Here is a 23,809-nt window from a genome sequence, read left to right on the forward strand (position 1 = left end):
CATATAAAAAGAAAAAAGATGAAAAAAAGGTGATTTTTTCAGCAATTCCTTTTGAAACTAGCTTTTTTATGGTATAAAAAAGAAGGGTCGAAAACTGTCTGAAACAATCATGAAAGCCTTTTATGGTTTTCAGCATTAAAATACGAATAAAAGGTGATGAAACATGGAAATTGCAATTATCGGATTGCTTGTTGTCAGTATCGTACTGATCGCATTCTCATATTTTCAAAGAGAGCCGATTAAAGAAGTCGAGCAGGAACTTGAAACACTTCAACTATCTGCAATGCAAGAAATCTATAAACTGAAAAAGAAAATGAAGGTTCTTGAAGAAGAATTGCTTGAAACAAACATTGTCGTCCGCAAACATTCAGAAATTGATCCATCTATCGCAAGACAAATCATTTCAAAGCATCAAAATGGCATGTCTCCTGAGGCTATTGCGCGCGCTGAGCATGTATCTGTAGATGAGGTCAACATGATCATTAAAGACAACGAGAAGGTGCTTGTATGACGAAAAAAAGCATCCAAACGTTTGCGGCAGGTATGATTCTTGCAACTGGTGTTCTGGCAATCGTTTTTTTCCTCACTGGAAAAGATGAAGCGGCGGCTGATACAACCACAAAAGAAACGCTCGCAGCGAAAGTAACAGACACTGATGTGAAAAACTATTTAGACTCTAAAAAAGAAGTCTCCGTCAGCCGTGAAACATATCAGCAGCTTCTTGATTATAAAGAAAAAGCACTGAAAGCAAATGAAGACGGCGATTCTAAAAATGATAAAGAAACATCAGACAAGCCTAAAGGCAAATCGGTCAAATTCGTTATTAAAAACGGGATGAGCACAAGTGATGTTTCAGACATGCTTGAAAAGGACGGAATCATCAACTCGTCTAAAGATTTTAATGATTACGTGATTGACGCCGGCTACCATAAAGAAATTCGTGCAGGCAAGTTCAATTTAAAAACAGGGATGACGTTCAAACAAATCGTCAAAGCCTTAACAAAATAACAACAAAACCCCCTGGCGGCACTGACCTCCAGGGGGTTTTGTTATCCAAATCGACCAGATATATAATCATTTGTTCTTTGATCATTTGGCTCAGAGAACATCACATTCGTATCATTGATCTCAACAAGCTCCCCCATTAAAAAGAAGGCTGTTCTATCTGATACCCTGGCCGCTTGCTGCATGTTATGCGTCACAATGGCAATCGTGTATTTCTCTTTTAATTTCATAATCAATTCTTCAATCTTTAATGTGGAGACAGGATCAAGCGCTGATGTTGGTTCATCCATTAGTAAAATGTCTGGGCTTGTAGCAATAGCTCTTGCGATACAAAGACGCTGCTGCTGACCGCCAGAAAGACCTAATGCAGGCGCACTTAATCGATCTTTCACTTCATCCCAAAGGGCAACATCACGAAGCGCTTTTTCAGCGATTTCTTTCAATTGCTGCTTGCTCTTCACCCCGTGAATTCTTGGCCCGTAGACGACATTATCAAAGATAGATTGAGGGAATGGGTTCCCTTTTTGAAAGACCATGCCGACGTTTTTACGCAGTTCCACGAGATCGACGCGGCCTTTTAAAATATTGTCACCGTTATACATCATATCCCCGGTAATTTTCACACTTGGGACTGTTTTGACCATGAGATTTAAGGTCTTGATAAACGTTGACTTTCCGCAGCCGGACGGACCGATAATTGCTGTGACTTCATGCTCTCTTATGTCTAAATCAATATGCTTCAGTGCGTGATGTTGTCCGTACCAAAGGTTCATATCATTCACACGAAACACTTCTTTTTTTGCTGTTTCAGTTGCTACTGCATTCATCAAAATCCACCCGCCTTATCCAAATCGACCATTGATATAGTCTTCTGTTTTTTGCTGCGCAGGACGTGTAAAGATACGTTCAGTGGCATCATATTCTACTAAATCACCGTTTAGGAAAAAGGCCGTATGATCAGATACACGTAACGCTTGCTGCATGTTGTGTGTCACAATGACGATCGAATAATCATTTTTCAACTCTGATAATAACTCTTCAATTTTTGCATTTGAGATCGGGTCTAGGGCAGAAGCAGGTTCATCTAATAAAAGAACGCTAGGCTTCATCGCAAGTGTACGGGCAATACAAAGGCGCTGCTGCTGACCGCCGGATAATGACAAAGCTGAGCGGTGCAGACGATCTTTGACCTCATCCCACAGCGCCGCTTTTGTTAAGCTTTCCTCTACCGCATCATCAAGCACTGATTTTCTTTTTTCACCCGCATACTTTAACGCATGGGTAATGTTATTGTAGATTGATTTAGGAAATGGATTTGGTTTTTGGAAAACCATGCCGATTTCTCTTCGTAAATTGACCACGTTAATGCGGTCATCCAAAATATTGAGCCCTTCGTACATGATCGCCCCTTCACTTCTCGCACCTGGGATCAAGTCGTTCATGCGGTTAATGCTGCGTAAAAAGGTTGATTTCCCGCAGCCAGATGGGCCGATTAATGCGGTAATTGCGTTCTTCTCAATTTCAAATGAAATGTGATTGACTGCTCTTTTTTCACCATAATAAATGCTTAAATCCTGTACCTGTAAAATCTGTTCCGCTTGAAGTGGAGCCTTTTTTGCTGCAATCTCTTTTTTTTCTGCTAGCATTTGAACCATATCCCCTTCACACCTCTCTCACATTATTTTGACGTAAGCTTTTTATGAATAAATGAACCAAGCCATCTAGCTGCTAAGTTGAATACTAAAACTGAAAGCACAAGTACGGCTGATGCACCATTTGCAATGGCCTCTGCATCTGGAATGATTCCTTGTGTATTGACGTTCCATATATGAACGGCTAATGTTTCTGCCGGTCTAAAAATATTCAGCGGTGACGTATCAGAAAATGGACTCCAGTTTGTAAAGTCAAGACGCGGTGTGGTGAGACCTGCTGTGAAAAGAAGCGCTGCTGCCTCCCCGAAAACTCTTCCTGATGCTAAAATCGCACCGGTAATAATAGAAGGAATCGCACCAGGAATCAGGACCGTCTTCACTGTATGCCATTTCGTCACACCGAGCGCAAGTGATGCTTCCTTTTGATCCTTCGGTACAGAGCGAAGCGCGTCCTCTGTCACCCTGACCATCACTGGCAGGTTAAACACCGTGAGCGCAAGAGCTCCTCCGATGATCGTATAGCCCCAGCCTGTTAAATTGACAAACATGAGTAAACCAAACATACCAATGACAATAGAAGGAAGTGACGACAGCACTTCAATACATGTGCGAATAAAATCAGTGACTTTGTTTTGAGGCGCATATTCAGCCATGTACACTCCGCCGCCGACACCAAGTGGTACTGTGATCAGCATTGTAATAAACAAAATGTAAAACGAGTTAAACAGCTGATCCCTAATGCCGCCGCCAGAGCCAATCGCACTTGAGCGGGTTGTCAAAAAGTCAAAGTTTAATTCTTTTGCACCGTTGAAAATGATATAAGAAAACAAACCAACTAGGATCGCCGTAATAATGGCGGCACATAATCCAAAAACAAACGTGGCAAAACGATCGGTCATTTTGCTATTCATTAAATCTTCCTCCTAGACGACAAGTATCTGATAATGAGTATGAACATAAATGATACAACTAGAAGGACAAGCCCCATTGACCAAAGTGTATTGTTTTCAACACTTCCATACGTTGTGTGTCCCATGTTTAACGTAATAATGGTTGTTAATGTACCAGCTGTATCCATAATGCTCTCTGGTAAATTACGTGTGTTTCCAATGACCATTTGAACGGCAAGGGCCTCCCCAAATGCTCTTGCCATTCCAAGCACAACCGCTGTCATTAACGTCGGGAACGCTGCTGGCACAAGAACTCGTCGGATCGTTTGCCATCTTGTTGCGCCAAGTGCATACGATCCTTCGCGTAAGCTTTTTGGAAGTGAAGCCATTGCATCAGTTGCAATAGATGTAACGGTTGGCAAAATCATAATAGACAGAACGATCGTTCCCGCTAACAAACTGTGCCCTGAGCCGCTTGACTTGAATTGTCCAATAAACGGCACCAATACTGTAAGACCTATGAATCCGTAAACAACGGATGGAATCCCTACAAGCAATTCAATGACTGGCTGGAGAATTTTCCGGCCCCATGCAGGTGCAATTTCTGTCATAAAGATCGCTCCTGCGATGCCTAGCGGCGCTGCAATAAGTGCCGATAGAAGCGTGACGGCGATCGATCCAAAGATAAAAGGAAATGCGCCGTACTCCGGGTTTTCTGCTGTTGGGTTCCAATTGATACTGGTTAAGAACTCAATTGGGCTTACACCATTTACGATGAAAGATTGTAAACCCTTAATGCCAAGGAAGATGGTGATGGCGATGGATACTGCAATCATTAAGAATGCGCAGAATTTCACCAAAATACTTCCTCTTACTTCATCCATTTGCCTATTTTTTTTCGAGCTGATCAGCCGATCGCTCGCTTCTGTATGTTCTATCTGCTTCATCTTTTTCTACACTCCTATGAATGTCATAAAAGGAAAAGTGAAATGCTCCACTTTTCCTTCATCAGCAATTCAAGACCTCTTACTTATCTGATTGTTTGCCTGCTGCGTCTCTTTCTACTTTCATATTAGAGACTGAGATGTAGCCTTGGTCTTTAACGATTTCTTTTTGTACTTCGTCACTCATAAGGTAATCTAAGAATTGTTTTGCTAGACCTTCCGGCTCACCTTTTGTATAAGAGTGCTCGTATGCCCAAATTGTATATTTACCGCTTTCTACATTGCTTTCTTCTGGTTTCACACCATCAATGCTAAGCGGTGTAATTTTGTTATCTGTTAAATAAGAGAATGCTAGGTATCCAATCGCACCTGGTGTTTCTGCAATCAGTTTTTTCACTGTGTTTGAAGAATCTTCTGTGATTCCTTCTGCAGGTGTTGCACCATCAAGTGCATATTTCACAAATGTTGCACGAGTTCCTGAAGAATCAGGTCTGTTGACAAGCGTGATTTTTTGGTCTTTCCCGCCAAGCTCTTTCCAGTTTTTGATTTTACCAGTGAAGATTTTTTTCAATTCGTCCTTTGTGATGTCTTTGACACCCACTTCAGGGTTTACAGCTGCGGCCATTCCAACAACTGCTACTTTGTGGTCTTTTAAAGCTTTTGCGTCGATTCCGTCTTTCTCTTCAGCGAATACATCTGAGTTACCAATTTGTACAGATCCTTCTGAAACTTGAGAAAGTCCTGTTCCTGAACCGCCGGCTTGTACTTGAATATCGGCTTTTGGATGTTTATCCATGAATTTTTCTGCTGCCGCAAGAACTAAAGGCTGCATCGCAGATGATCCTGAGATGGTAATGGAACCTGATGCCTCATCTTTGTTTGAAGCATTTCCTTTACTGTCTTTTGAATCTCCGCTTGAGCTGCTGTTTCCGCATGCTGTGACGAATGCTAACAATGCGATAGTAAGGAAAGTAAGCAGCCATAATTTGTTCTTTTTCATTTCAAGAATACCCCCTGAATAATTTGTCCTACGAGTAATACATTAAAGGTTCTTTATTAATTTCGTTTAAATGGAATGTTAAGGTTTTGTAAATGTCGAAGTTTTGTAGAGAAATTGCGGCGTTTTTTATGAATTTTGTCAATTTATATCGGAATTTTTGAAGAAAACGTAAAAAAACGCCCACAAAAAGTGAGCGTTTTTACCTATGAATGGTCTAGTTATTTGTTTCTGCTTCATTTTCAATTTTGTTTTTGTTTTTCGCCTGTGTATCATTGCTTTCCTGTTTTGATTTCAGTTCAAAGTACTTGTCTAATACTTGTTCCCCAATATCGTTTGTAATTGGATAGCGCTGGTTGTAGTCTTGATACACCCATGGCACGACAACGGAAATGGCCACTTCAGGATTATCAGCAGGCGCGTATGCTACAAGAGTTGTGTTATATGTCGGTGTACCGCGCTTGCTCTTAATTGGACCGTCATAGAATGATTGAGCGGTTCCTGTTTTGCCAGCTGGATTATACTTTTTATTGCCAAAGTTTGAATAGGCTGTCCCTCTTGGGTTCTGCATCACAAGCTTGAAGCCTTGCTGGACACGCTTGATTTGATCACTTGTCATGTCTAGCTTATTCAATACATCTGGTTTGACGGATTCTGTCACAGCTCCAATGCCGCGCTGCGGATCTGGCTCTCTCACTTCTTTGACAAGCTGCGGACGTAAACGATACCCGCCATTTGCAATGGTTGAAACGTATTGCGCCATTTGCAGCGGTGTAAACGTATCATACTGTCCAATCGCATAGTCAAGTAAGAGACCTGATTGTGTAGACGTTCCTCTGTAGCCCGTTGCCTCGTTTGGCAGGTCAATACCAGTTTTGACGCCAAGACCAAATTTACTGAAATTGTAGCGGAACGTATCAAATGCTTTCGGATCAATTGGGAGCGGCTGATTCTTACGATATTCGCTTTTCCCAATGGCGATCGCTGTTTTGAACATATACACGTTTGATGAACGCTCTAATGCTGTTAAATCATTAATGAGTCCCATATTTTGATAGGATTTCTTTGGCGGTGACTGGGCGATATAGAGCGGTTCATCGTATTGGGTACTTCCAATATGAATAGCGCCTGTTTTATATCCGGTCAGTACCGTTGCCCCTTTTACAGCTGATCCCATCGCATATGAGGATGTCATCGTTCCTAATGAGTAGTCATCGAACTTGTATTTTCCGTTTTTGTTTGAAATCTGCTTACCCGCAACAGAGAGAACCTCTCCATTTCTCGGGTCCATCATGACAACAAATGCGCGGTCAAGAAGCTCAGTTCCCCCTCTTTGTTTCGCACTTCTCAAGTTCTTTTCAATAATTTTTTCAACCGCTTTTTGCAGCTGAATGTCAATTGTCAGCACAAGGTCTTTCCCGCTCTTACCTTCTGTTAACACTTTAGAGCTTGTGACATTGCCCTGTTTATCAGTTGTACTCTGTTCTTTTTCCTTTTGGCCCTGCAGGACATCTTCATATTGATATTCGAGATAGCTTTTTCCTACACGGTCATTTCGGCTGTAGCCGAGTGATAGATAATGCTCAAGAAGTGACTGCGGAAGACCTTCATCACTCGAAGACACACTGCCAAGCATACTGCGGAGCAGTCCTTTATACGGATAGCTGCGTGACCAGTCTGTCGTTACATCAACACCTGGCAGCTCGTCCAAATGCTCAGAAACGTAAGCAATTTCGCTTGGCTTTACATCTTCATTTTTAATAAATTGAGGCGTAAGTGCATAGCCTGCATCCATCTGCCTTTTAATGGCAAGCACTTGTAAATCTTTTTTCGTCAGTTGATTTAATTCCTTGTCTGTGATGCGTTTTAGCTGAAGCTCATATAGTTTATCATCAGAGACCTTATCGTCACCCTTTAATTCTGATTCCTTTTGAACAAGCTTTTTCGCTTCATTCGGATGCGTTAAGATCCAGAAATCTTTTTTGTCACGATCTGTGATTTTTTTCGTACTCACATGAATCATATCCGCTAATTTTGATGCCACTTTGAGCCGCTCTTCTTGTGAAGTCGTCGAGGTTCTCGTATATGTAATGGCATTTAGCGCTTTATTGCTGACAATCGTATTGTAGTTTCGATCGTAAATCTTTCCGCGCGGAGCAGATGAGCTGACATTCACATCCTCTTGTTTTTCTGCCTGCTTTTTATAATCTTCTCCATTGACAATTTGCACAAACCCGAGTCTAACGACAACACCGGTAAAAATAATAAACGCAGCTAAAAATAATAAATTCAGCCGGATCGGAAGTGTTTTGCGCCCTTCCTTCGCGTCTTTTTTGTTTTTCTTGTTTCTCATCACATCACCTTTTCTATCAAGAAAGAAATGGCACCCCTTTTTGTGTTTAAAAGGTGCCATCATCATTTTAGCGGTTTTTCTATCATTTATCTAGAAATTTGATGTTCCATTGGTAAGAAATTTTACCTTTCTCCCTTAATAAGGTTCGTGTGAGAAACTGGCTTTTGACCGTCAGCCTCTTTCATATCAGCTGTTTTTTCTTTCAAATGAATATCTTTTACAAAATAATAAATGAGGGTATGTCCCGCCCCGAGCACAACAAGTGATGCTGGGATTCCGAGCTCATCACCTAGTAAGGTGACAGACAACAGGAACAAAACGATCGAACAAATACGGCCGGCATTTAAAAATAGCTCTCTGACCACAATATATTCAATTCGGGCCTTTCTGGCGTACCTTGCATGGCCGATGACATCATATGTTAAGGATACATAAGGAACAAGCAGGAGCGGATATCCTATCGCAATGGCTACTGCATACATAAGAAGTGATACATAGGACAAGTGAAAGATGATTAAAAATAAGGCGCCGTATAAAATCAGCCCGCCAAGCATAATCGCCTTCTTCCGCCACTTTTTCTTAATCAAACGTGTTGCGAAGAAATAAGCAAAAAAGGCTACACCTGAATTCACTAAACCAAACGTCCCGAGAGCAAGCTCACTGTTTGTTGCAATAAACACGAAGACACTGATTAAGAAGACAAAGACCCCTTCACGAAGCCCTTGAAAAAAGTGAGCTGTTGTAATCCTGCGCCAATTCTCATCTGAATGACGCTCTTTCCAAATTTGTTTGATGATAAATTTGCCTTTTGATTGCCTTCTTTTGAGGAAAAAGCTCATCACAACAGCTAATGAAAACAAAAAAAGCGATAACGTGAAAATGACTGTGTAGCCTGTATCATCCGTTAACTGAGAAATGACAATACCTGCAATAAGCGGACCGATCATGCCGGCAGTTGAAGTAAGTACCCCGAGAAACCCATTAAAGAAGTCTCTTGTTTCAGGCTCGGTGATCTCAAAGGTGAGTACGTTAAAAGCAAGCCAGTAAAAACCATAGCCGATCCCAAGGACACTTCCCAATAAAACAAGCCGTGCGGCCGCTTGTTCTCCTGCCATTAAGACAATTAAATAAAAAGCGGCTAAAAAGATGACACCGAAACGAAGGACAAACGCCCGGTCTATTTTTTTAGCGAGCCGGCCAGCAAATAAAAACGTAATGGGCTGAAGCACCACAATGGCCAAGTTATAAATCGCAAGATCCGTGAATTTCCCAGACTGTTTCCATAAGTACACATTTACAAACGTATTAGAAAGCGCAATGGCAAGTGCGTATAACCCGCCAATCGTGAGGAGGAGCAATAAATCTCTTGTAACATCCATGTCCCCGAACATTTTCTTTAATCTGCTCATACCATTCATTCTCCTTTTCTACACAATAGTCTGTCTCATCAAAAGGCAGATATGTAAAAAAAGGAGGGAAAATATAAAAAGACCTGCTTCTCTTGAAAGCAGGTCTTTTAGAATCAAATCATTATTTTGCTTCGCTGTAAAGGCGAGCTACTTCATCCCAGTTCACAACATTCCAGAATGCTGAAATGTAATCAGGACGACGGTTTTGGTAGTTTAGGTAGTAAGCATGCTCCCAAACGTCTAGTCCTAGAATTGGCGTTTTTCCTTCAGTTAAAGGAGAATCTTGGTTTGGCGTGCTTGTGATTTCAAGTTTTCCATTGTTCACAACAAGCCAAGCCCAACCAGAACCAAAGCGTCCTGCAGCTGCTGCAGCGAAATCAGATTTGAATTTTTCAAATCCGCCTAATTCTTTTTCGATTGCATCTGCAAGTTCACCAGTTGGTGCGCCGCCACCGTTTGGTGAAAGAAGCGTCCAGAATAATGAGTGGTTCGCATGTCCTCCGCCATTGTTACGTACAGCTGTACGAATGTTTTCAGGCACTGAGTTTAAGTTAGCCACTAGCTCTTCAATTGATTGATCTTCAAGAGCTGATACACCTTCGATTGCTTTGTTTAAGTTTGTTACATATGTGTTGTGGTGTTTTGTGTGGTGAATCGTCATTGTTTCCTTGTCGATATGTGGTTCTAATGCATCGTAAGCATATGGTAATTCTGGAAGTTTAAAAGCCATGGTTAATTTCCTCCTTAAAATGTATGTACTGAAATGCTTCCTTTGTAAGTCAGCAATTCACCCTACTCAAAGAGTATCAAAAGAAACAGCTTGTTTCAACGTTATTGCTCATGTTCTGGAACATTTCAGTGTTTATTTTGTATTTAGCCCTTTAGATAAAGTTTTAAACACCCTTTTTTAACTTAGCGAAGGACATAAAATAAAAAGATGCCCAGCATCAGCGCCTGAATCAATCCTTTTGCAAAAACACCTGATACAAATCCAATTAATGAGCCTAATCCGACTTTCACACTCGTCTTCAAATCTTTCTGATGAACAAGGAGCTCTGCAATGACACTCCCGAGAAATGGACCAATAATAATTCCTGCAATGGGGATCACAAAAGGACCAGCCAATAACCCAATGGTGCTTCCCCAAATAGCCGCCTTGCTGCCGCCAAAGCGCTTGACCCCAATAAGGTTTGAGACATAATCTGCCGCAAATAAGACGGCAGTAAACATGGCTTGAATGAGCCAGAACGTCAGTGTAAGCGGCTCGAAGCTAAAGAAGAAACCATATAGAATAAATCCGAGTACCATAAAGACCACGCTCGGAATAATTGGATAAACCAGTCCAACAAACGCAATGATAAATGCACAGCCAATCAGTATCCAATAAAGCACGTCCAAGACCCTACCGCCTCCTTTTTATATGCTGTATACATTATGCCTCATTCCTTCTATCTTAACCAGTGATGAGGGCCATACTTGTACTTGATGGATAGACATTGATACAATATGAGAAATAGAAAAGAATGTAGGAAGTGAATGGGTATTGAACGTATTTAATCTATTGTTAAAAGGAATTTATTCACCGAAAGATATTGCTAAAGCAAGATTTACAGGAATCGGTAAAGCGATTTTATTCATTTTTATCCTCTCGATTATCGCAGCAGTTCCTCAGGGGTATCATATGAGCCAAGAAATCTCAAATGCGATGTCAGGATTTCAGCACGTGATCAAAAAAGATTTACCCGACTTTTCAATTGAAAAAGGAAAGCTTCAATCGGATCAAAGTGCACCAATAGAAAAAGAAGAAAACGGCATTACGATCATCTTTGATCCTGCTGAAAAAATAAAAGCAAGTGAACTTGAATCAAAGCAAACGGCCATCGCTTTATTAAAGGAAAAAGCAGTGATTGCCATTGATGGACAAATGACAGATATTCCATACCAGCTCCTTGGTGGAACTCTGACAAAAGATGAACTCGCTCGCGTCACAAATCAGAACCAAGCGATTATTATCCCTGTCATCTGTGTACTGCTATATTTATCAACTGCGGCTCTCATGTTTATTAGCGCAACATTCCTTGCGATGCTTGGTACATTTATTAAACGAATGCAGCAAAAAGAGCTGTCTTTCCAAATGCTTTGGAAGCTCTCCGCTTATTCACTCACATTAACAACGGTCTTTTTCGCCATCATGAGTGCATTAAACACGCCTGTTGCAAACTCATTTTTATTAAATTGGGTCATTAACTTTATCTTTTTATATCTTGTTGTAAAAGAAATACCTGCAAAAAAAAGCAAATGATCCATCCAACAAGGATTTGTCTACACGATGAAAGCTCCCCCGTCTCGGAGGAGCTTTTTATGTATGTTCATGCGCTAGGACTCATCTGGATGGATGATCGCAAATAAATAATGATCCTCCCACACTCCATTAATCTTTACTTTTTTACGATTTAGTCCCTCATTCTCAAAACCTGTCTTTTCAAGCACACGAATGGAACCCTTGTTACTCGGCTTTACTCCAGCCTCAATTCGATGGAGATTCAACTCAAAAAAGGCATGGTCAATGATTAAACGAATGGCTTCTGTCATATACCCTTTTCCGCCCTGCCTTTGATCGAGTACATACCCGAGCCAAGCTCCTTCTATCGGACCTCTTACGACAGAACTTAATGAAATCGTCCCAATTAAAGCACCTGTTTCATTTAAGAAAATACCATGCATATAAGATTCATCTTGTGCACTTCTTTGCCTACTCCGCTGAATTCGTTCAATTTGACGAGGTAACGTGAAGAAATCATCTTTGATCAAAGGTGTAAATTCCTGAAAATATGAGCGATTCTCAAGCTCTAATGTTAACAGTGATTCTGCATCATTTTCTGTTAGTGTTCTCACATATATATGCTGACTAACTTTCTTCATTAAATCTCCCCCTTTTTTATTTTATCATAATCGTCATATGAGATTGCTCTCCTATTTACACAAACGACCCAAGCAGTTTTATTACAAGACATACTAGAACTAACTAGAACCATCCTTTCCAGCTTTTCTCCTCTTTTTGGTTCTATCATTTCAGGACATGCATAGACTGAAGTAAACTCTTAAAAGCGGTGAGTAAAATGCGGCGAATTCTTTTTTTACTAATCAGTTTGTTTGTCCTCTTTATTATCTTTTTTGATTTAAAAAATGGAACCATTCCTGTTGAAGAAAATCCAGCCGTTCCAGCAAGTGCCCTTCAAACAGCTGAGAAAAAGAAATATAAGAACGTCACGGTAAAACAAGGTGAAACGGTCCTCTCCATCGTACATACAAGCAAGCCACTTGATGATGTCATTAAAGATTTCGAGGAGCTGAATCAAGGTGTTAAAGCGAACGAAATCAGAGCAGGCAGCACATATAAGTTTCCTGTCTATAAGAGATAAAACGTTAATTCCTTGTCATTCATACAAAGAGACTGTTACAATATGAACTGTAAAACACGACGTACACGGCAAAGAATTGCTTGTACACTAAGGAGCGATTGACAAGTGAGTGAAGTCACACATCGTACTAAAACGCGTCCCGTCAAAGTGGGACCTTTAACTATAGGTGGAAATAATGAGGTTGTCATTCAAAGTATGGCAACAACCAAAACACATGATGTCGAAGCGACAGTCGCTGAAATTAAACGTTTAGAAGAAGCAGGCTGTCAAATCGTGCGTGTCGCATGTCCAGATGAACGTGCAGCAAATGCAATTGCGGACATTAAAAAACAAATTAACATCCCGCTTGTTGTGGATATTCATTTTGACTACAAGCTTGCACTGAAAGCGATTGAAGCAGGCGCAGACAAAATCCGAATCAATCCAGGAAACATTGGAAGAAGAGAAAAAGTCGAAGCTGTTGTTAAAGCAGCAAAAGAAAAAGGCATTCCAATTCGTATTGGGGTAAACGCTGGTTCATTAGAGAAAAAGATTCTTGATAAATACGGCTACCCAACTGCAGATGGTATGGTCGAAAGTGCACTGCATCACATTAAAATTCTAGAAGACCTCGACTTTCATGACATCATCGTCAGTATGAAAGCATCTGATGTAAACCTTGCAATTGAGGCATACGAAAAAGCGGCTAAAGCCTTTGATTATCCTCTTCACCTTGGGATTACAGAATCAGGTACGTTATTTGCAGGTACAGTCAAAAGTGCAGCTGGACTAGGAGCTATTTTGAATATGGGGATTGGGAACACACTCCGAATCTCATTAAGTGCGGACCCAGTTGAGGAAGTAAAAGTAGCACGTGAATTGTTGAAATCATTTGGTCTTGCATCAAATGCAGCAACACTGATCTCCTGCCCAACTTGTGGACGAATTGAAATTGACCTTATCAGCATTGCAAATGAAGTCGAAGAATATATTTCTAAAATCAAAGCACCGATTAAAGTAGCTGTTCTCGGCTGCGCTGTAAACGGTCCAGGTGAAGCGCGTGAAGCGGACATCGGAATCGCAGGTGCTAGAGGCGAAGGCTTATTGTTCCGTAAAGGTGAAATTGTTCGTAAAGTACCTGAAGAAACAATGGTCGAAGAACTGAAAAAAGAAATCGATAAAATCGCCGAAGAACATTATGCGAAAATGGAAGCTGAAAAAGAAAAACAAGCGAATGCTTAACAAAAAACGCCTGACGTCATAGTCAGGCGTTTTTCTGTTCTTGTTAAAAGAACGGGGTGATAAATATGCCTAGGATGACGGAAACAATTCCGATCCCAATTGACCACGCGCCAAGCGCATGTGCTCCTTTTCTTCGTGCAATATAACCAACGACGATTGCCGCTACCCCTAATAGCACCGGCAAGACAAATAATGAGATAATCGCAATCGCGAGTGCTGTATAGCCTATCCCTTTACTGCCTGAATCGTCACCTGCTTGGTCACGTCCTCGTCTATCTTCTCGATCTCTTGAAGCTTGATATGGCTCTGCAATTTCAGCAGCTGTTTCCTCTAAATAGCCATCATCATTACTAAAGTGTGTGTCGATTTCACGATCATTTCTTCTGAAATCCTCGTCTCTTTCCATGATCAATTCCCCCTTTTGGTTAATAGAAAGGAGCTTTTTTAGTATGAGCAAAAATGTCTGTTTCATGTTTGCTAAAACTTGCTGGAATTGTGAATTGATTATGTTACACTTTAAGAGTATAAAAATGAGGAGTGTGGGCATGTTACGTTTAGGAATTGATATTGATGGTACAGTGACGGCGCAGGATACCTTTGTTCCCTACTTAAATGAGTCGTTCAAATGTGCCATGACACTAGATGATATGACAGAGTATGATTTGACGAAGCTTTTGAAGATTTCTCAAGAAGAGTTTTGGGGCTGGATGAATGAGCATGAGCCTCTTATTTATAAACAGGCAAAGCCTGCTGAGGGTGCAAAAGTGATCCTCGATCAATTGAAGCAGCAGCATAGGCTGATTTATATTACAGCAAGAAGGCAGCAGCATGCAGATATCACCTACAAATGGTTTCAAGAACACCACGTTCACTATGATGGCATTGAGCTCGTTGGCGGTCATCATAAGCTGGAAGCCGTTCAAAAGCACAAGATTGATGTATTTTTTGAGGACCATCATGGCAATGCCACAATGATTGCAAAAGAGGCTGACATCCCAGTTATCCTTTTTAACTCCCCTTATAACCAGATGCCAATCGACGACAGAATTATACGTGTAAACAACTGGCAGGAGGCATCTCAATGGATCCAACAATACGAGCAGCGTCTGCAAACTGCTTATTAATGTAACTGAGCGAGCACCGAAGCGGAACAAACACGAGGATTTGTCTACACGCTGAAGCCGATACATTTAATGTATCGGCTTTTTTGATGGAGCAAGCTGCCCTTCTTTCATGAGAAAATGGTACAGTGCCCCCTTCATTCCTGCCTGATTCAAGTAGTAGCAAGTTTCCAGCTTCACCTGAATGTTCTTCCACGCATGCAGTGTATGTAAATGTTTTTCAATGTTTTGTAATAAATCTGGTCTTGCACTTACGCCTCCGCCGATGAGGATTTTCTCTGGGTTAAGAACAGTCGCTACATTGTAAACGCCAATGGCTATTCGCTTGTACCATTGATCCACCAGCTTCTCAATGGCCGGATCATGCTTCGCCTTTTCAAAAATTTCTTGACCGTCTATTTGAGTACTTTGCGGAATTCCTTGCTTTTCCTTATAGCTCCGAATTAATCCAGCCGTTGAAGCGCTGCTGTTAAGAGTTGTAAACTGGCCATTTTCCGTCTCTGTCAGCATCATGCCAAATTCACCACCACGGAAGGATGCACCGCGCACAAGCTGACCATTAGCAAAAATACCCCCGCCGACACCCGTGCCAATTGTCATACAAATAAAGCTGTCACAATCTTTCGCATGACCGCTATATTTTTCTGCAAGAGCTGCACAGTTCGCATCATTTTCCACTTCTACACGAAGAGACGTTTTCTCTTCTAAAAGTGTTTTTACATTTTGACCATTTAAGGCGATGATGGCGCCTGCAAATTCTGTATAACCTGATTCACTATCCACAAAGCCAGGAAGACTGATGGCGATACCGCTGACGTCCGTCATCCTTTGATATTCCCTAACCACATCCGCCATGGCTTCTAAAAACGGTTCAAGCTGCCGGCAGTTCGTCTGATAGTTACCGCTAGAGACCAGCTTTCCATCCTGATCCATTAATCCATGTTTCGTTCTCGTCCCGCCTACATCAAACACGACGTAATAGGCCACTTTTAACCCTCCCTTTACTTCAAAATGTAGTACCTTGATCTCATTTTAATGAAACACCCTCCCTTTGTAAAACGTTTTCAAAAGACAAAACAAAAAAGCCAGCTCCATGGCTGGCTTTTTCATGAGTGAACTTCCTTCGGTTCACAAGAAGGACAAGTTCCGTATATTTCAAATTTATGTCCGCTAATATGATAATCCTCTAGATCGGCATCAAGCTTGTCCATAGGACAGGCATCGATCTCCTTTGTTTTACCGCATGCAAGACAAATAAAATGATGGTGATGATGAGAAAATGAACATTTAAAACGAAATAGTTTCTCCCCTGACAATTCCGTTGTTTCTAATATTCCAAGGTCTTCATATAGTGACAAGTTTCGATAAATCGTATCAAAGCTGAGTCCGGGATAGTCTTCACTCAGTGCCGTTAGCACATTTTTAGCGGTCAAGTATTTATCAGAATCAGAAAACAATTGAAGCATATCTTCACGTTTGCTTGTATATTTGTAGCCTTTTTCCTTTAATAAATCAAGCGCTTCTTGTACGTTCATGTTGATTCCCCCTTCTGAATTTCCCGATACTAATACACCCGATTAAAATCAAGATGGACAGTATCACAATCGTTCCGCCTGGCGCTAAATCAAGATAATAGCTCAAGATCAGTCCGGCTAATACAGACAATTCACCAAACAAGATCGAAAGGAAAATCGCCTGTTTGAATCCTTTGGCTATGCGGATACTTGCCGCAACAGGAAGCGTCATGAGCGCCGACACAAGCAGTGTACCGACGATACGCATCGATGCCGCAATCACAAGTGCGACGACTAAGATAAAAATAAAATGAATCCATTTTGCTGAAATACCAGAAGCCTTTGCATGCTCTTCATCAAAAGAAAGCAAAAACAATTCTTTATATAAAAGCACAACAACTAACACAACAACGAGTGAGATCCCTACAATAATCCAAAGATCGAGTCTTGACACCGCACTGACACTTCCGAATAAATAACTAAACAAATCTGTATTAAAGCCATTCGCTAGTGAAATGAAGATGACGGAGATCCCAATTCCCCCTGATAAAATAATGGGAATGGCAAGTTCCTGATAATGTTTATACACGGAGCGCAGGCGTTCAATAAACAATGAACCAGCAACAGAAAAAGCCATCCCTAAGTACAGCGGGCTTACCCCTGTCAAAAGGCCAAACTTTTTATCAAGAAATAGACTTGCGGCAATACCGGCAAGTGATACGTGACTGAGGGCATCTGCAATAAGCGAGAGCCTTCTTACGACAATAAATACACCAAGTAAGGGCGCAATAAAACCAATCAGTAACCCTGCGATAAACGCATTTTGTAAAAATTCATAATGAAAAAATGGAAATAGCATTATTCATGTCCCCCATGATGGTGATGGTCGTGATGAATCACTTGAATGTCATGCCCGTAAAATTGGGATAGCGCCTGATCATCCATTGAATCAAACGCTTCCGCATCCCCGTGGAAATGCAGTGTCTGATTTAAACAAGCCACATGGGTGACTTTATCGGAAACGGTGCCAACGTCGTGTGTGACGAGAATTAAAGACATTCCTCTTTCTTTGTTCAATGTTTCGAGCAGCTGATAAAAGCCTTCTACTGTCCGCTGGTCTACCCCAACTGTGGGCTCATCCAAAATGAGCAGCTTTGGCTGACTGACAAGCGCACGGGCAATAAATGCGCGCTGCTGCTGCCCTCCAGAAAGCTCCCCGATGTTTTGATGCTTTAAATCTTGTATACCGACTGAGCGAATGGCATCTTCCACTTGCCATTTATCCTGCTTGCTCATTCGTTTAAATAAACCAATTTTCGCAGTCAATCCGCTTGCGACGACCTCATATACAGAAGCAGGGAAACCCGTATTGAAGCTATTCGCCTTTTGAGAAACAAATCCAATTTGATCCCAGTCTCTAAATTTTGAAACAGGCGTGCCAAATAGCTTTAGTTCACCTTGCTGCGGTTTAATGAGCCCAAGCAGGCATTTTAATAAAGTTGTTTTACCAGAACCATTCGGTCCAACAAGTGCTAGAAAGTTTCCTTCCTCTACTGTTAAATGAATGTGATCAATGACATTTCGCTGTCCATATGAGTACGAAATGTCCTTCATTTCAATAATTGGCTTTGCCATGAATCTTTCCACCTTTAATCAATATAAAAAGAATGATTACGATTTATACAACAAAAAGAAAATGGCTTTTGCCATTTTCTCTGTCCATACATACATTTCATTATATAAAAGAAAGATAAAAAAGTAAAATAAAAGCTAATGAATGGCTGTTTTGAACTTACCGCCTTTTGTTTCATGCGTATCCATAATCGTGATAAATGCTTGGTCATCAATTTCAAATACGATGGATTTCAGCTTTGTAATTTCTAGCCTTGTGACAACGGCGTAGATGACATCTTTTTCTTCATCTGTATAGCCGCCTTTTCCTCTCAGCTTTGTCGTTCCCCTGCCGAGTCGATGCAGAATCGCATCTGAAATTTCATCATAATAATCTGATACGATAATCACAGCTTTTGTTTCATCAAGCCCTTGAATGACAGCATCAATTGTTTTCATTGCCAAATAATATGTCATGACAGAATACATAGCCTGCTCTGGTCCGAAAACAAAGCCCGCCCAAATAAAAATGAACACATTGACGATCATGACAAACTCACCGACGGAGAAAGGAATTTTTTTCGTCAGAAGAATTCCCAAGATCTCTGTTCCATCCATTGAACCTCCATTACGGATGACAAGTCCAACACCAAATCCAAGTAATAGCCCACCAAATACAGTGGCTAAAATCGGCTGTGTTGTAAATGCCTCCACATGATGAAGTGAAGATTCAATCACGGCTAAGCTGACAATCCCAATCACAGTGGAAATCAAAAAGGTTTTCCCAATATGCTTGTATCCTGATATCATAAATGGAATATTTAAAATGACAACAATCGTCGCAAAATTAATAAACGGGTTATCTGTAAAGAGATAATCCAAAATAAGCGAAATGCCGATGATGCCCCCATCAATAATATTGTTTGGCACTAAAAATAATTCAATGCTGACTGCTGCACATGCAGCTCCTACTAGAATCAGAAAAATTCTCAAAATAAAATGAGGCACTGATTCCTTTCTATGCTGTTTACTATTTGCCATACGTTCTCCCTTCTACACAAGTTAAATTTCCAATGAACATTTTATCCACTTTACTATTTTATCATTTCACAGAATAAAATAAAATTTTTTGCACATTTTCCGTTTTCGCCCATACATTGTTACAGAGGGGAGGAATGGAATTGATTTTAATTCAAAAAATTGTCCTGCAGCGGCTCAATCAGATCACAGCAAATGATCTGTTAAGGTATGCGAAACAGTATGGTGTCAGTTTAACGTCTCATCAAGCTGCTGAGGTTGCCAAACTCATGAACGGCAAAAACATCAATATTTTTAATGACTCAGAGCGTAACAGGCTTCTTAAGCAAGTGGAAGCGATTACTTCTAAACAGACAGCACAGACTGTGAATGATTTGTTTAACCAGTTTACAAGTTAAGCAAAAAAGGGCCGCATTTAGCGGCACCTCAACATGTTGCATCCTTTTTTACTGACCCGTAATTTTATCTAGTAAGCCTTCATCAAATTGCTTTTCTTTCAGCATCGCAATTTCGAATTTGTAAGGTGGTTTTTTGTTCTTTTTATCTTCACCTACATAAGGCGTTTCTAGAATTTTCGGCACATCTTGAAGCTGTGGATGATGCACAATATAGTTCAGTGCATCGAAACCAATTTCACCAAAACCGATATTTTCATGTCGGTCTTTTCTTGCGCCTTGTACGTTTTTACTATCATTAATATGAAGAACTTTGATTCGATCAATACCGACGATTCGATCAAATTCTTCTAATACACCATCAAAGTCACTCACAATCGGGTAACCAGCATCGTGCGTGTGACACGTATCAAAGCAGACAGAAAGAGCTTCGTTATGTGTCACGCCGTCGATAATTTGGGCAAGCTCTTCAAAGCTTCTTCCGCACTCTGATCCTTTTCCTGCCATTGTTTCAAGTGCAATTTGAACCTCTTGACCTTTCACAATGACTTCGTTTAAGCCTTCAATGATTTTTTGAATCCCTGCTTCTGCCCCTGCTCCAACATGCGCACCTGGGTGAAGGACAATTTGCCTTGCACCTAGCGCTTCCGTACGCTCGATCTCAGAGCGAAGGAAGTCTACCCCAAGCTCAAATGTCGCGGGATTCACTGTGTTTCCAATATTGATAATATACGGAGCATGTACGACGATATCTGTCATGCCGTGCTCTTTCATATGCGCTTGTCCAGCTTCAATATTGAGGTCTTCGATTTTTTTGCGGCGCGTATTTTGCGGTGCACCTGTATAAATCATAAACGTATTTGAACCATAAGAGGCAGCTTCTTCACTCGCTGCAAGAAGCATATGTTTTCCGCTCATGGATACATGTGAACCAATCTTTAACAATGTTTCCCCCTACTTTCCATTACGCTTTGACTTTCTACGTTCCTGTCTTTTGATTTTATCCATCTCACGTGTCATTTTCTTTTTATATCCAGGTTTGACGGCTTTCGGTTTTCTCACAAGACGTTTTGCTTTTTCTTCAATTTCATTTGGTGCTTTTTTACGTCTTTGACGCTTCAGACGGTCATCTGCATCTCGCCATTCGCCATGAACAATGGTTTTGTTTTCAAACACAACGCCCATTTTCTCAATTTGAATGAGTGCATCCTCATCAGCCAGTTCATAAATGGTCATGGCAATTCCAGATGAACCAGCACGAGCTGTTCTTCCAACGCGGTGCACATAAAAATCAAGATCAGATGGAAGTTCATAGTTAATCACGTGGCTGACGCCTTTAATGTCAATTCCGCGAGCTGCAAGATCAGATGCCACAATATAAGTGAACTCCAAATCTTCAATTTGTTTCATGACTTTTTTACGTTCGCGTGGCGTTAATCCGCCATGAAGCACACCGATTTTCATTCCTTTTTCTTGTAGGAACGATGCGATTTCATCAACAGTTGTTTTTGTATTGGCAAAAATGATCCCTAAATATGGCTGTACATTCGTCACCATTTCATGGAGCAATTTTAATTTATCACGCTGTTTAGATGGAACTAAAATATGCTGAATGTTTTCTGCTGTAATCCGTCTTGGTTCAACATGCGCATACTTTGGATTGTCCATATATTTTTTCAGGAAAGGCTTTAGTTTTTCTGGGATGGTTGCAGAGAACACAAGCATTTGCAGCTGTTCTGGCATTTGTGCACCAATACGGTCTACATCTTCTAAAAATCCCATATCAAGCATTAAATCCGCTTCATCAATGACAAGAGAGGTCGCTTTGTAAACATTCAGCGCCTGCTCATGAATGAGATCAGCAATACGTCCAGGTGTGCCGACCACCAAATGCGGCTGGTTTTTTAGCTTTTGAATTGATTTTTGCTTGTCCGTTCCGCCAATGTAAAGCTTTGCTTTGATCTCTTCTTCTGGAGAAGCATTCTTTAAAATCGTTTGAGCTTCTTTGAAAATTTGATTGGCTAATTCTCTTGTAGGCGCAGTAATCACGACTTGTACCTGCTCTTTGCTTGGATCAATTGAATGAATCAGCGGCAGTAAGTACGCATGAGTTTTTCCTGTTCCTGTTTGTGACTGGCCAATCACGCTTTCTCCTTTTAAAACAGCAGGGATGATTCTTTTTTGAATATCAGTCGGCTCATAAAAGCCTAGTTCATGAATAGCATCTATAATAAAAGGCTTTAATTCATATGTCGTAAATTTTGTTTCTTTCATGTTTTCACTCCTTAAGGCAAATGCCTTTTTGCTCATCTCCTCATTATAGCTGATTTTCAGTAAAAAAACCATGTCCGCTTTTCCTACAGGAAACCAATTGATGCTTCCTTGCATAACCTATGAAGAGAAAGAGAATGCAGTAAGGGAGGTACAAGTATGTTAGGGCAAAGGCCTATGGGCGATTTTCAGCCGCGCCGCCCCTCACGCCGGCACCTTGGAAATGGCGGACAGCCCCGAATGTTTCAAAGAGGGCAGCAGCCTCCTATCCAACAGCCTTTTCAAGGGCAAGGCAATCCATTTCAGCAAATGATGCCTCGCTCCCCGTCTGTACAGGGAGGCGGTTTACCCGGGATGGGCGGAATTCCAGGAGGTGAGAGCCGTGCACTAGGCGGCGGAGCAGGAATTAAAGGCATGCTCTCTAAATTTCTTCCTGGCGCAGGAGGAGCTGGAGTCTCTGGAGGTGGTGCGGGATTACAAGGAATCCAGAGCTTCACGAATCCTGCGACTCTCTCAAGCATGTTAGGAAATGTTCAAAAAGTGCTCGGGATGGCGCAGCAATTTACGCCAATGATTCAGCAATACGGTCCTTTAGTGAGAAATTTGCCTGCAATGATTAAACTGTACAGCCAGCTTGGCAGTGCGGACGATGATGAAGCAAGTACAAATGATGATGATGCAGAATCAACGGAGACCAGCGCAGAAACAGAAGTGCCCGAGGAAGAAGCACAAACTGATGAAATAGAAGAAAATGTTGAACCCGAAGACATCCTTGTCAAAAAAGCAGCACCACACACATCACCTGCTCCTGAAGCAAAACCGAAAAAAAGATCTGGCAGCTCTGTTCCAAAACTATATGTCTAGTGATCTTTTAACGGCGAAGTGTTCACTGCGTATAACAATCTTTGATATATACGCTTACTTTGGCTATAATGGAAGCAAGAGAATGATAAAAAGCCGTTTTTTACGGCTTTTTATATTGTTCTTCTCTAGCAGCACTTCCCTACAGGAGGACGAATAAATGAATGTAATTAAAATATCGCCGCGTGGCTATTGCTATGGCGTTGTGGATGCAATGGTCATTGCTAAAAATGCCGCACTTGATAAGAACTTGCCACGCCCAATTTATATATTAGGTATGATTGTGCACAACAAACATGTCACTGATGCCTTCGAGGAAGATGGAATCTACACACTGGACGGACCAAACCGCTTAGACATTTTAAAGCAGGTGGAAAGCGGAACAGTCATTTTCACGGCTCACGGCGTTTCTCCTGAGGTTCGTCAAATCGCAGAAGAAAAAGGCCTTGTCGCCATTGATGCGACCTGTCCTGATGTCACGAAAACCCACGAACTTATTTCAGAGAAAACAGCCGATGGCTATGACATTATTTATATTGGGAAAAAAGGGCATCCTGAGCCAGAAGGAGCTGTCGGAGTAGCCCCTGACAAGGTACATCTTGTCGAAACAGAAGCCGATATTGAGGCGCTCGATCTAACATCAGAAAAACTGCTCATCACGAACCAAACGACGATGTCTCAATGGGATGTCCACGATCTGATGGAGCTGATTAAGGAGAAATACCCTCACGTCGAGTATCATCAAGAAATTTGCCTTGCGACACAGGTGCGTCAGGAAGCTGTCTCGCAGCAAGCTGGTCAAGCCGATTTAACCATTGTTGTCGGCGATCCAAAAAGTAATAACTCCAACCGTCTCGCACAAGTGTCAATGGAGATAGCCGGAACGCAGGCTTACCGTATTGGCGACTTAAGTGAACTCAAGCTGGAGTGGCTGCAGGGCGTCAAAACCGTTGCTGTTACTGCTGGTGCTTCAACACCAACACCTATTACAAAGGAAGTCATTCGTTTCTTAGAAAACTATGAACCGGATGATGAAACGACTTGGAAGATTGAACGGACCGTTCCTCTTTCTAAAATTTTACCTCGCGTCAAAACAAAGAAATAA

The 23,809-nt window shown here is 41.3% G+C and carries 27 protein-coding genes; 9 read left to right on the forward strand and 18 right to left on the reverse strand.

Annotation, left to right across the window (positions count from 1 at the left end; translation table 11 throughout):
• Window positions 1–163 precede the first annotated feature (163 nt).
• Both ACP69X_RS12215 and ACP69X_RS12220 read left to right on the forward strand, forming a co-directional pair.
• Window positions 164–511 (forward strand): hypothetical protein, encoded by a 348-nt coding sequence (locus ACP69X_RS12215; protein ID WP_024422989.1) that lies wholly within the window; start codon window positions 164–166, stop codon window positions 509–511.
• Window positions 508–1,008: an endolytic transglycosylase MltG gene (locus tag ACP69X_RS12220; protein WP_024422990.1), complete on the forward strand. Its 501-nt coding sequence runs from the start codon at window positions 508–510 to the stop codon at window positions 1,006–1,008. The genes ACP69X_RS12215 and ACP69X_RS12220 overlap by 4 nt, the downstream gene beginning before the upstream one ends.
• A gap of 41 nt (window positions 1,009–1,049) precedes the next feature.
• Here ACP69X_RS12220 and pstB (ACP69X_RS12225) read toward each other — a convergent pair whose 3' ends face one another.
• The 9 genes from pstB (ACP69X_RS12225) to ACP69X_RS12265 form a co-directional block, all read right to left on the reverse strand.
• Complete coding sequence (pstB, locus tag ACP69X_RS12225; protein WP_426052710.1) at window positions 1,050–1,832, reverse strand: phosphate ABC transporter ATP-binding protein PstB; 783 nt, start codon at window positions 1,830–1,832, stop codon at window positions 1,050–1,052.
• A gap of 15 nt (window positions 1,833–1,847) precedes the next feature.
• Window positions 1,848–2,660, reverse strand: coding sequence for a phosphate ABC transporter ATP-binding protein PstB (pstB, locus tag ACP69X_RS12230; RefSeq protein WP_034280171.1), 813 nt, complete (start codon window positions 2,658–2,660; stop codon window positions 1,848–1,850).
• Between the two features lie 23 nt (window positions 2,661–2,683).
• Window positions 2,684–3,568, reverse strand: coding sequence for a phosphate ABC transporter permease PstA (pstA, locus tag ACP69X_RS12235; protein ID WP_025092964.1), 885 nt, complete (start codon window positions 3,566–3,568; stop codon window positions 2,684–2,686).
• Window positions 3,568–4,494, reverse strand: coding sequence for a phosphate ABC transporter permease subunit PstC (pstC, locus tag ACP69X_RS12240; RefSeq protein ID WP_426052711.1), 927 nt, complete (start codon window positions 4,492–4,494; stop codon window positions 3,568–3,570). The genes pstA and pstC overlap by 1 nt, the downstream gene beginning before the upstream one ends.
• Before the next feature lie 79 nt (window positions 4,495–4,573).
• Complete coding sequence (locus tag ACP69X_RS12245) at window positions 4,574–5,491, reverse strand: phosphate ABC transporter substrate-binding protein (RefSeq protein ID WP_269103264.1); 918 nt, start codon at window positions 5,489–5,491, stop codon at window positions 4,574–4,576.
• A 214-nt stretch (window positions 5,492–5,705) separates the two neighbouring features.
• Entirely contained in the window at window positions 5,706–7,841 is a 2,136-nt protein-coding gene (locus ACP69X_RS12250; RefSeq protein ID WP_041086850.1) for a peptidoglycan D,D-transpeptidase FtsI family protein, read from the reverse strand.
• Between the two features lie 122 nt (window positions 7,842–7,963).
• Window positions 7,964–9,250, reverse strand: coding sequence for an MFS transporter (locus tag ACP69X_RS12255; protein ID WP_041086207.1), 1,287 nt, complete (start codon window positions 9,248–9,250; stop codon window positions 7,964–7,966).
• A 121-nt stretch (window positions 9,251–9,371) separates the two neighbouring features.
• Complete coding sequence (gene sodA / locus ACP69X_RS12260; RefSeq protein ID WP_007501264.1) at window positions 9,372–9,980, reverse strand: superoxide dismutase SodA; 609 nt, start codon at window positions 9,978–9,980, stop codon at window positions 9,372–9,374.
• Window positions 9,981–10,162: 182 nt separating this feature from the next.
• Window positions 10,163–10,648: a DUF456 domain-containing protein gene (locus tag ACP69X_RS12265; RefSeq protein ID WP_039180001.1), complete on the reverse strand. Its 486-nt coding sequence runs from the start codon at window positions 10,646–10,648 to the stop codon at window positions 10,163–10,165.
• Window positions 10,649–10,793: 145 nt separating this feature from the next.
• Here ACP69X_RS12265 and ACP69X_RS12270 point away from each other — a divergent pair, with 145 nt between their 5' ends.
• A complete protein-coding gene (locus ACP69X_RS12270) occupies window positions 10,794–11,552 on the forward strand; it encodes a DUF1189 domain-containing protein (protein WP_041086211.1) in 759 nt (252 codons plus the stop codon).
• Window positions 11,553–11,626: 74 nt separating this feature from the next.
• On the opposite strand, the gene ACP69X_RS12275 is transcribed toward ACP69X_RS12270, so the two are convergent.
• Window positions 11,627–12,172, reverse strand: a complete 546-nt coding sequence (locus ACP69X_RS12275; protein WP_411242828.1) for a GNAT family N-acetyltransferase — start codon at window positions 12,170–12,172, stop codon at window positions 11,627–11,629.
• Window positions 12,173–12,369: 197 nt separating this feature from the next.
• Between ACP69X_RS12275 and ACP69X_RS12280 the strand changes: the two genes are divergently transcribed.
• Complete coding sequence (locus ACP69X_RS12280; protein ID WP_073979113.1) at window positions 12,370–12,672, forward strand: hypothetical protein; 303 nt, start codon at window positions 12,370–12,372, stop codon at window positions 12,670–12,672.
• A gap of 105 nt (window positions 12,673–12,777) precedes the next feature.
• Window positions 12,778–13,893, forward strand: a complete 1,116-nt coding sequence (gene ispG, locus ACP69X_RS12285; protein ID WP_024423001.1) for a flavodoxin-dependent (E)-4-hydroxy-3-methylbut-2-enyl-diphosphate synthase — start codon at window positions 12,778–12,780, stop codon at window positions 13,891–13,893.
• A 43-nt stretch (window positions 13,894–13,936) separates the two neighbouring features.
• Here the strand turns inward: ispG and ACP69X_RS12290 are convergent, their stop codons facing one another.
• Entirely contained in the window at window positions 13,937–14,299 is a 363-nt protein-coding gene (locus ACP69X_RS12290; protein ID WP_024423002.1) for a DUF308 domain-containing protein, read from the reverse strand.
• Between the two features lie 139 nt (window positions 14,300–14,438).
• Between ACP69X_RS12290 and ACP69X_RS12295 the strand changes: the two genes are divergently transcribed.
• Window positions 14,439–15,017 (forward strand): 5' nucleotidase, NT5C type, encoded by a 579-nt coding sequence (locus tag ACP69X_RS12295; protein WP_041086218.1) that lies wholly within the window; start codon window positions 14,439–14,441, stop codon window positions 15,015–15,017.
• Window positions 15,018–15,083: 66 nt separating this feature from the next.
• Here the strand turns inward: ACP69X_RS12295 and ACP69X_RS12300 are convergent, their stop codons facing one another.
• From ACP69X_RS12300 to ACP69X_RS12320, 5 genes are all read right to left on the reverse strand, one after another.
• Window positions 15,084–16,001: an ROK family protein gene (locus ACP69X_RS12300; RefSeq protein ID WP_075611650.1), complete on the reverse strand. Its 918-nt coding sequence runs from the start codon at window positions 15,999–16,001 to the stop codon at window positions 15,084–15,086.
• A 119-nt stretch (window positions 16,002–16,120) separates the two neighbouring features.
• Window positions 16,121–16,549: a Fur family transcriptional regulator gene (locus tag ACP69X_RS12305; RefSeq protein ID WP_012010595.1), complete on the reverse strand. Its 429-nt coding sequence runs from the start codon at window positions 16,547–16,549 to the stop codon at window positions 16,121–16,123.
• The gene (locus tag ACP69X_RS12310) at window positions 16,527–17,387 is read right to left on the reverse strand and encodes a metal ABC transporter permease (protein ID WP_041086222.1); all 861 of its coding nucleotides are present in this window, start codon (window positions 17,385–17,387) and stop codon (window positions 16,527–16,529) included. Before ACP69X_RS12310 ends, ACP69X_RS12305 begins: the two co-directional genes overlap by 23 nt.
• The gene (locus ACP69X_RS12315) at window positions 17,387–18,163 is read right to left on the reverse strand and encodes a metal ABC transporter ATP-binding protein (RefSeq protein ID WP_041086224.1); all 777 of its coding nucleotides are present in this window, start codon (window positions 18,161–18,163) and stop codon (window positions 17,387–17,389) included. The genes ACP69X_RS12310 and ACP69X_RS12315 overlap by 1 nt, the downstream gene beginning before the upstream one ends.
• A gap of 135 nt (window positions 18,164–18,298) precedes the next feature.
• On the reverse strand, window positions 18,299–19,180 hold the full coding sequence (locus ACP69X_RS12320; protein ID WP_024427967.1) for a YitT family protein: 882 nt from the start codon (window positions 19,178–19,180) through the stop codon (window positions 18,299–18,301).
• A gap of 140 nt (window positions 19,181–19,320) precedes the next feature.
• Between ACP69X_RS12320 and ACP69X_RS12325 the strand changes: the two genes are divergently transcribed.
• Window positions 19,321–19,575: a DUF2624 domain-containing protein gene (locus ACP69X_RS12325; RefSeq protein WP_024423008.1), complete on the forward strand. Its 255-nt coding sequence runs from the start codon at window positions 19,321–19,323 to the stop codon at window positions 19,573–19,575.
• 48 nt (window positions 19,576–19,623) lie between these two features.
• Here the strand turns inward: ACP69X_RS12325 and ACP69X_RS12330 are convergent, their stop codons facing one another.
• Together ACP69X_RS12330 and ACP69X_RS12335 are read right to left on the reverse strand one after the other, a co-directional pair.
• Complete coding sequence (locus ACP69X_RS12330) at window positions 19,624–20,517, reverse strand: deoxyribonuclease IV (protein WP_039180018.1); 894 nt, start codon at window positions 20,515–20,517, stop codon at window positions 19,624–19,626.
• A 9-nt stretch (window positions 20,518–20,526) separates the two neighbouring features.
• Window positions 20,527–21,846, reverse strand: coding sequence for a DEAD/DEAH box helicase (locus ACP69X_RS12335; protein ID WP_024423009.1), 1,320 nt, complete (start codon window positions 21,844–21,846; stop codon window positions 20,527–20,529).
• A 156-nt stretch (window positions 21,847–22,002) separates the two neighbouring features.
• Here ACP69X_RS12335 and vrrA point away from each other — a divergent pair, with 156 nt between their 5' ends.
• A complete protein-coding gene (gene vrrA / locus ACP69X_RS12340) occupies window positions 22,003–22,707 on the forward strand; it encodes a VrrA/YqfQ family protein (protein ID WP_411264275.1) in 705 nt (234 codons plus the stop codon).
• Window positions 22,708–22,864: 157 nt separating this feature from the next.
• On the forward strand, window positions 22,865–23,809 hold the full coding sequence (locus ACP69X_RS12345) for a 4-hydroxy-3-methylbut-2-enyl diphosphate reductase (RefSeq protein WP_024423011.1): 945 nt from the start codon (window positions 22,865–22,867) through the stop codon (window positions 23,807–23,809).

Origin of the sequence: Bacillus sp. DC4300-2b2, from assembly GCF_049895685.1 — a bacterium.
Lineage (GTDB): Bacteria > Bacillota > Bacilli > Bacillales > Bacillaceae > Bacillus > Bacillus safensis.

What these genes read in the sequence shown, in the direction of transcription:
- ACP69X_RS12215 (WP_024422989.1), top strand. Translation starts at nt 164, where the DNA reads ATGGAAATTGCAATTATCGGATTGCTTGTTGTCAGTATCGTACTGATC.
- ACP69X_RS12220 (WP_024422990.1), top strand. Translation starts at nt 508, where the DNA reads ATGACGAAAAAAAGCATCCAAACGTTTGCGGCAGGTATGATTCTTGCA.
- pstB (WP_426052710.1), bottom strand. Translation starts at nt 1,832, where the DNA reads ATGAATGCAGTAGCAACTGAAACAGCAAAAAAAGAAGTGTTTCGTGTG.
- pstB (WP_034280171.1), bottom strand. Translation starts at nt 2,660, where the DNA reads ATGGTTCAAATGCTAGCAGAAAAAAAAGAGATTGCAGCAAAAAAGGCT.
- pstA (WP_025092964.1), bottom strand. Translation starts at nt 3,568, where the DNA reads ATGAATAGCAAAATGACCGATCGTTTTGCCACGTTTGTTTTTGGATTA.
- pstC (WP_426052711.1), bottom strand. Translation starts at nt 4,494, where the DNA reads ATGAAGCAGATAGAACATACAGAAGCGAGCGATCGGCTGATCAGCTCG.
- ACP69X_RS12245 (WP_269103264.1), bottom strand. Translation starts at nt 5,491, where the DNA reads ATGAAAAAGAACAAATTATGGCTGCTTACTTTCCTTACTATCGCATTG.
- ACP69X_RS12250 (WP_041086850.1), bottom strand. Translation starts at nt 7,841, where the DNA reads ATGAGAAACAAGAAAAACAAAAAAGACGCGAAGGAAGGGCGCAAAACA.
- ACP69X_RS12255 (WP_041086207.1), bottom strand. Translation starts at nt 9,250, where the DNA reads ATGAGCAGATTAAAGAAAATGTTCGGGGACATGGATGTTACAAGAGAT.
- sodA (WP_007501264.1), bottom strand. Translation starts at nt 9,980, where the DNA reads ATGGCTTTTAAACTTCCAGAATTACCATATGCTTACGATGCATTAGAA.
- ACP69X_RS12275 (WP_411242828.1), bottom strand. Translation starts at nt 12,172, where the DNA reads ATGAAGAAAGTTAGTCAGCATATATATGTGAGAACACTAACAGAAAAT.
- ACP69X_RS12280 (WP_073979113.1), top strand. Translation starts at nt 12,370, where the DNA reads ATGCGGCGAATTCTTTTTTTACTAATCAGTTTGTTTGTCCTCTTTATT.
- ACP69X_RS12290 (WP_024423002.1), bottom strand. Translation starts at nt 14,299, where the DNA reads ATGGAAAGAGACGAGGATTTCAGAAGAAATGATCGTGAAATCGACACA.
- ACP69X_RS12295 (WP_041086218.1), top strand. Translation starts at nt 14,439, where the DNA reads ATGTTACGTTTAGGAATTGATATTGATGGTACAGTGACGGCGCAGGAT.
- ACP69X_RS12305 (WP_012010595.1), bottom strand. Translation starts at nt 16,549, where the DNA reads ATGAACGTACAAGAAGCGCTTGATTTATTAAAGGAAAAAGGCTACAAA.
- ACP69X_RS12310 (WP_041086222.1), bottom strand. Translation starts at nt 17,387, where the DNA reads ATGCTATTTCCATTTTTTCATTATGAATTTTTACAAAATGCGTTTATC.
- ACP69X_RS12315 (WP_041086224.1), bottom strand. Translation starts at nt 18,163, where the DNA reads ATGGCAAAGCCAATTATTGAAATGAAGGACATTTCGTACTCATATGGA.
- ACP69X_RS12320 (WP_024427967.1), bottom strand. Translation starts at nt 19,180, where the DNA reads ATGGCAAATAGTAAACAGCATAGAAAGGAATCAGTGCCTCATTTTATT.
- ACP69X_RS12335 (WP_024423009.1), bottom strand. Translation starts at nt 21,846, where the DNA reads ATGAAAGAAACAAAATTTACGACATATGAATTAAAGCCTTTTATTATA.
- vrrA (WP_411264275.1), top strand. Translation starts at nt 22,003, where the DNA reads ATGTTAGGGCAAAGGCCTATGGGCGATTTTCAGCCGCGCCGCCCCTCA.
- ACP69X_RS12345 (WP_024423011.1), top strand. Translation starts at nt 22,865, where the DNA reads ATGAATGTAATTAAAATATCGCCGCGTGGCTATTGCTATGGCGTTGTG.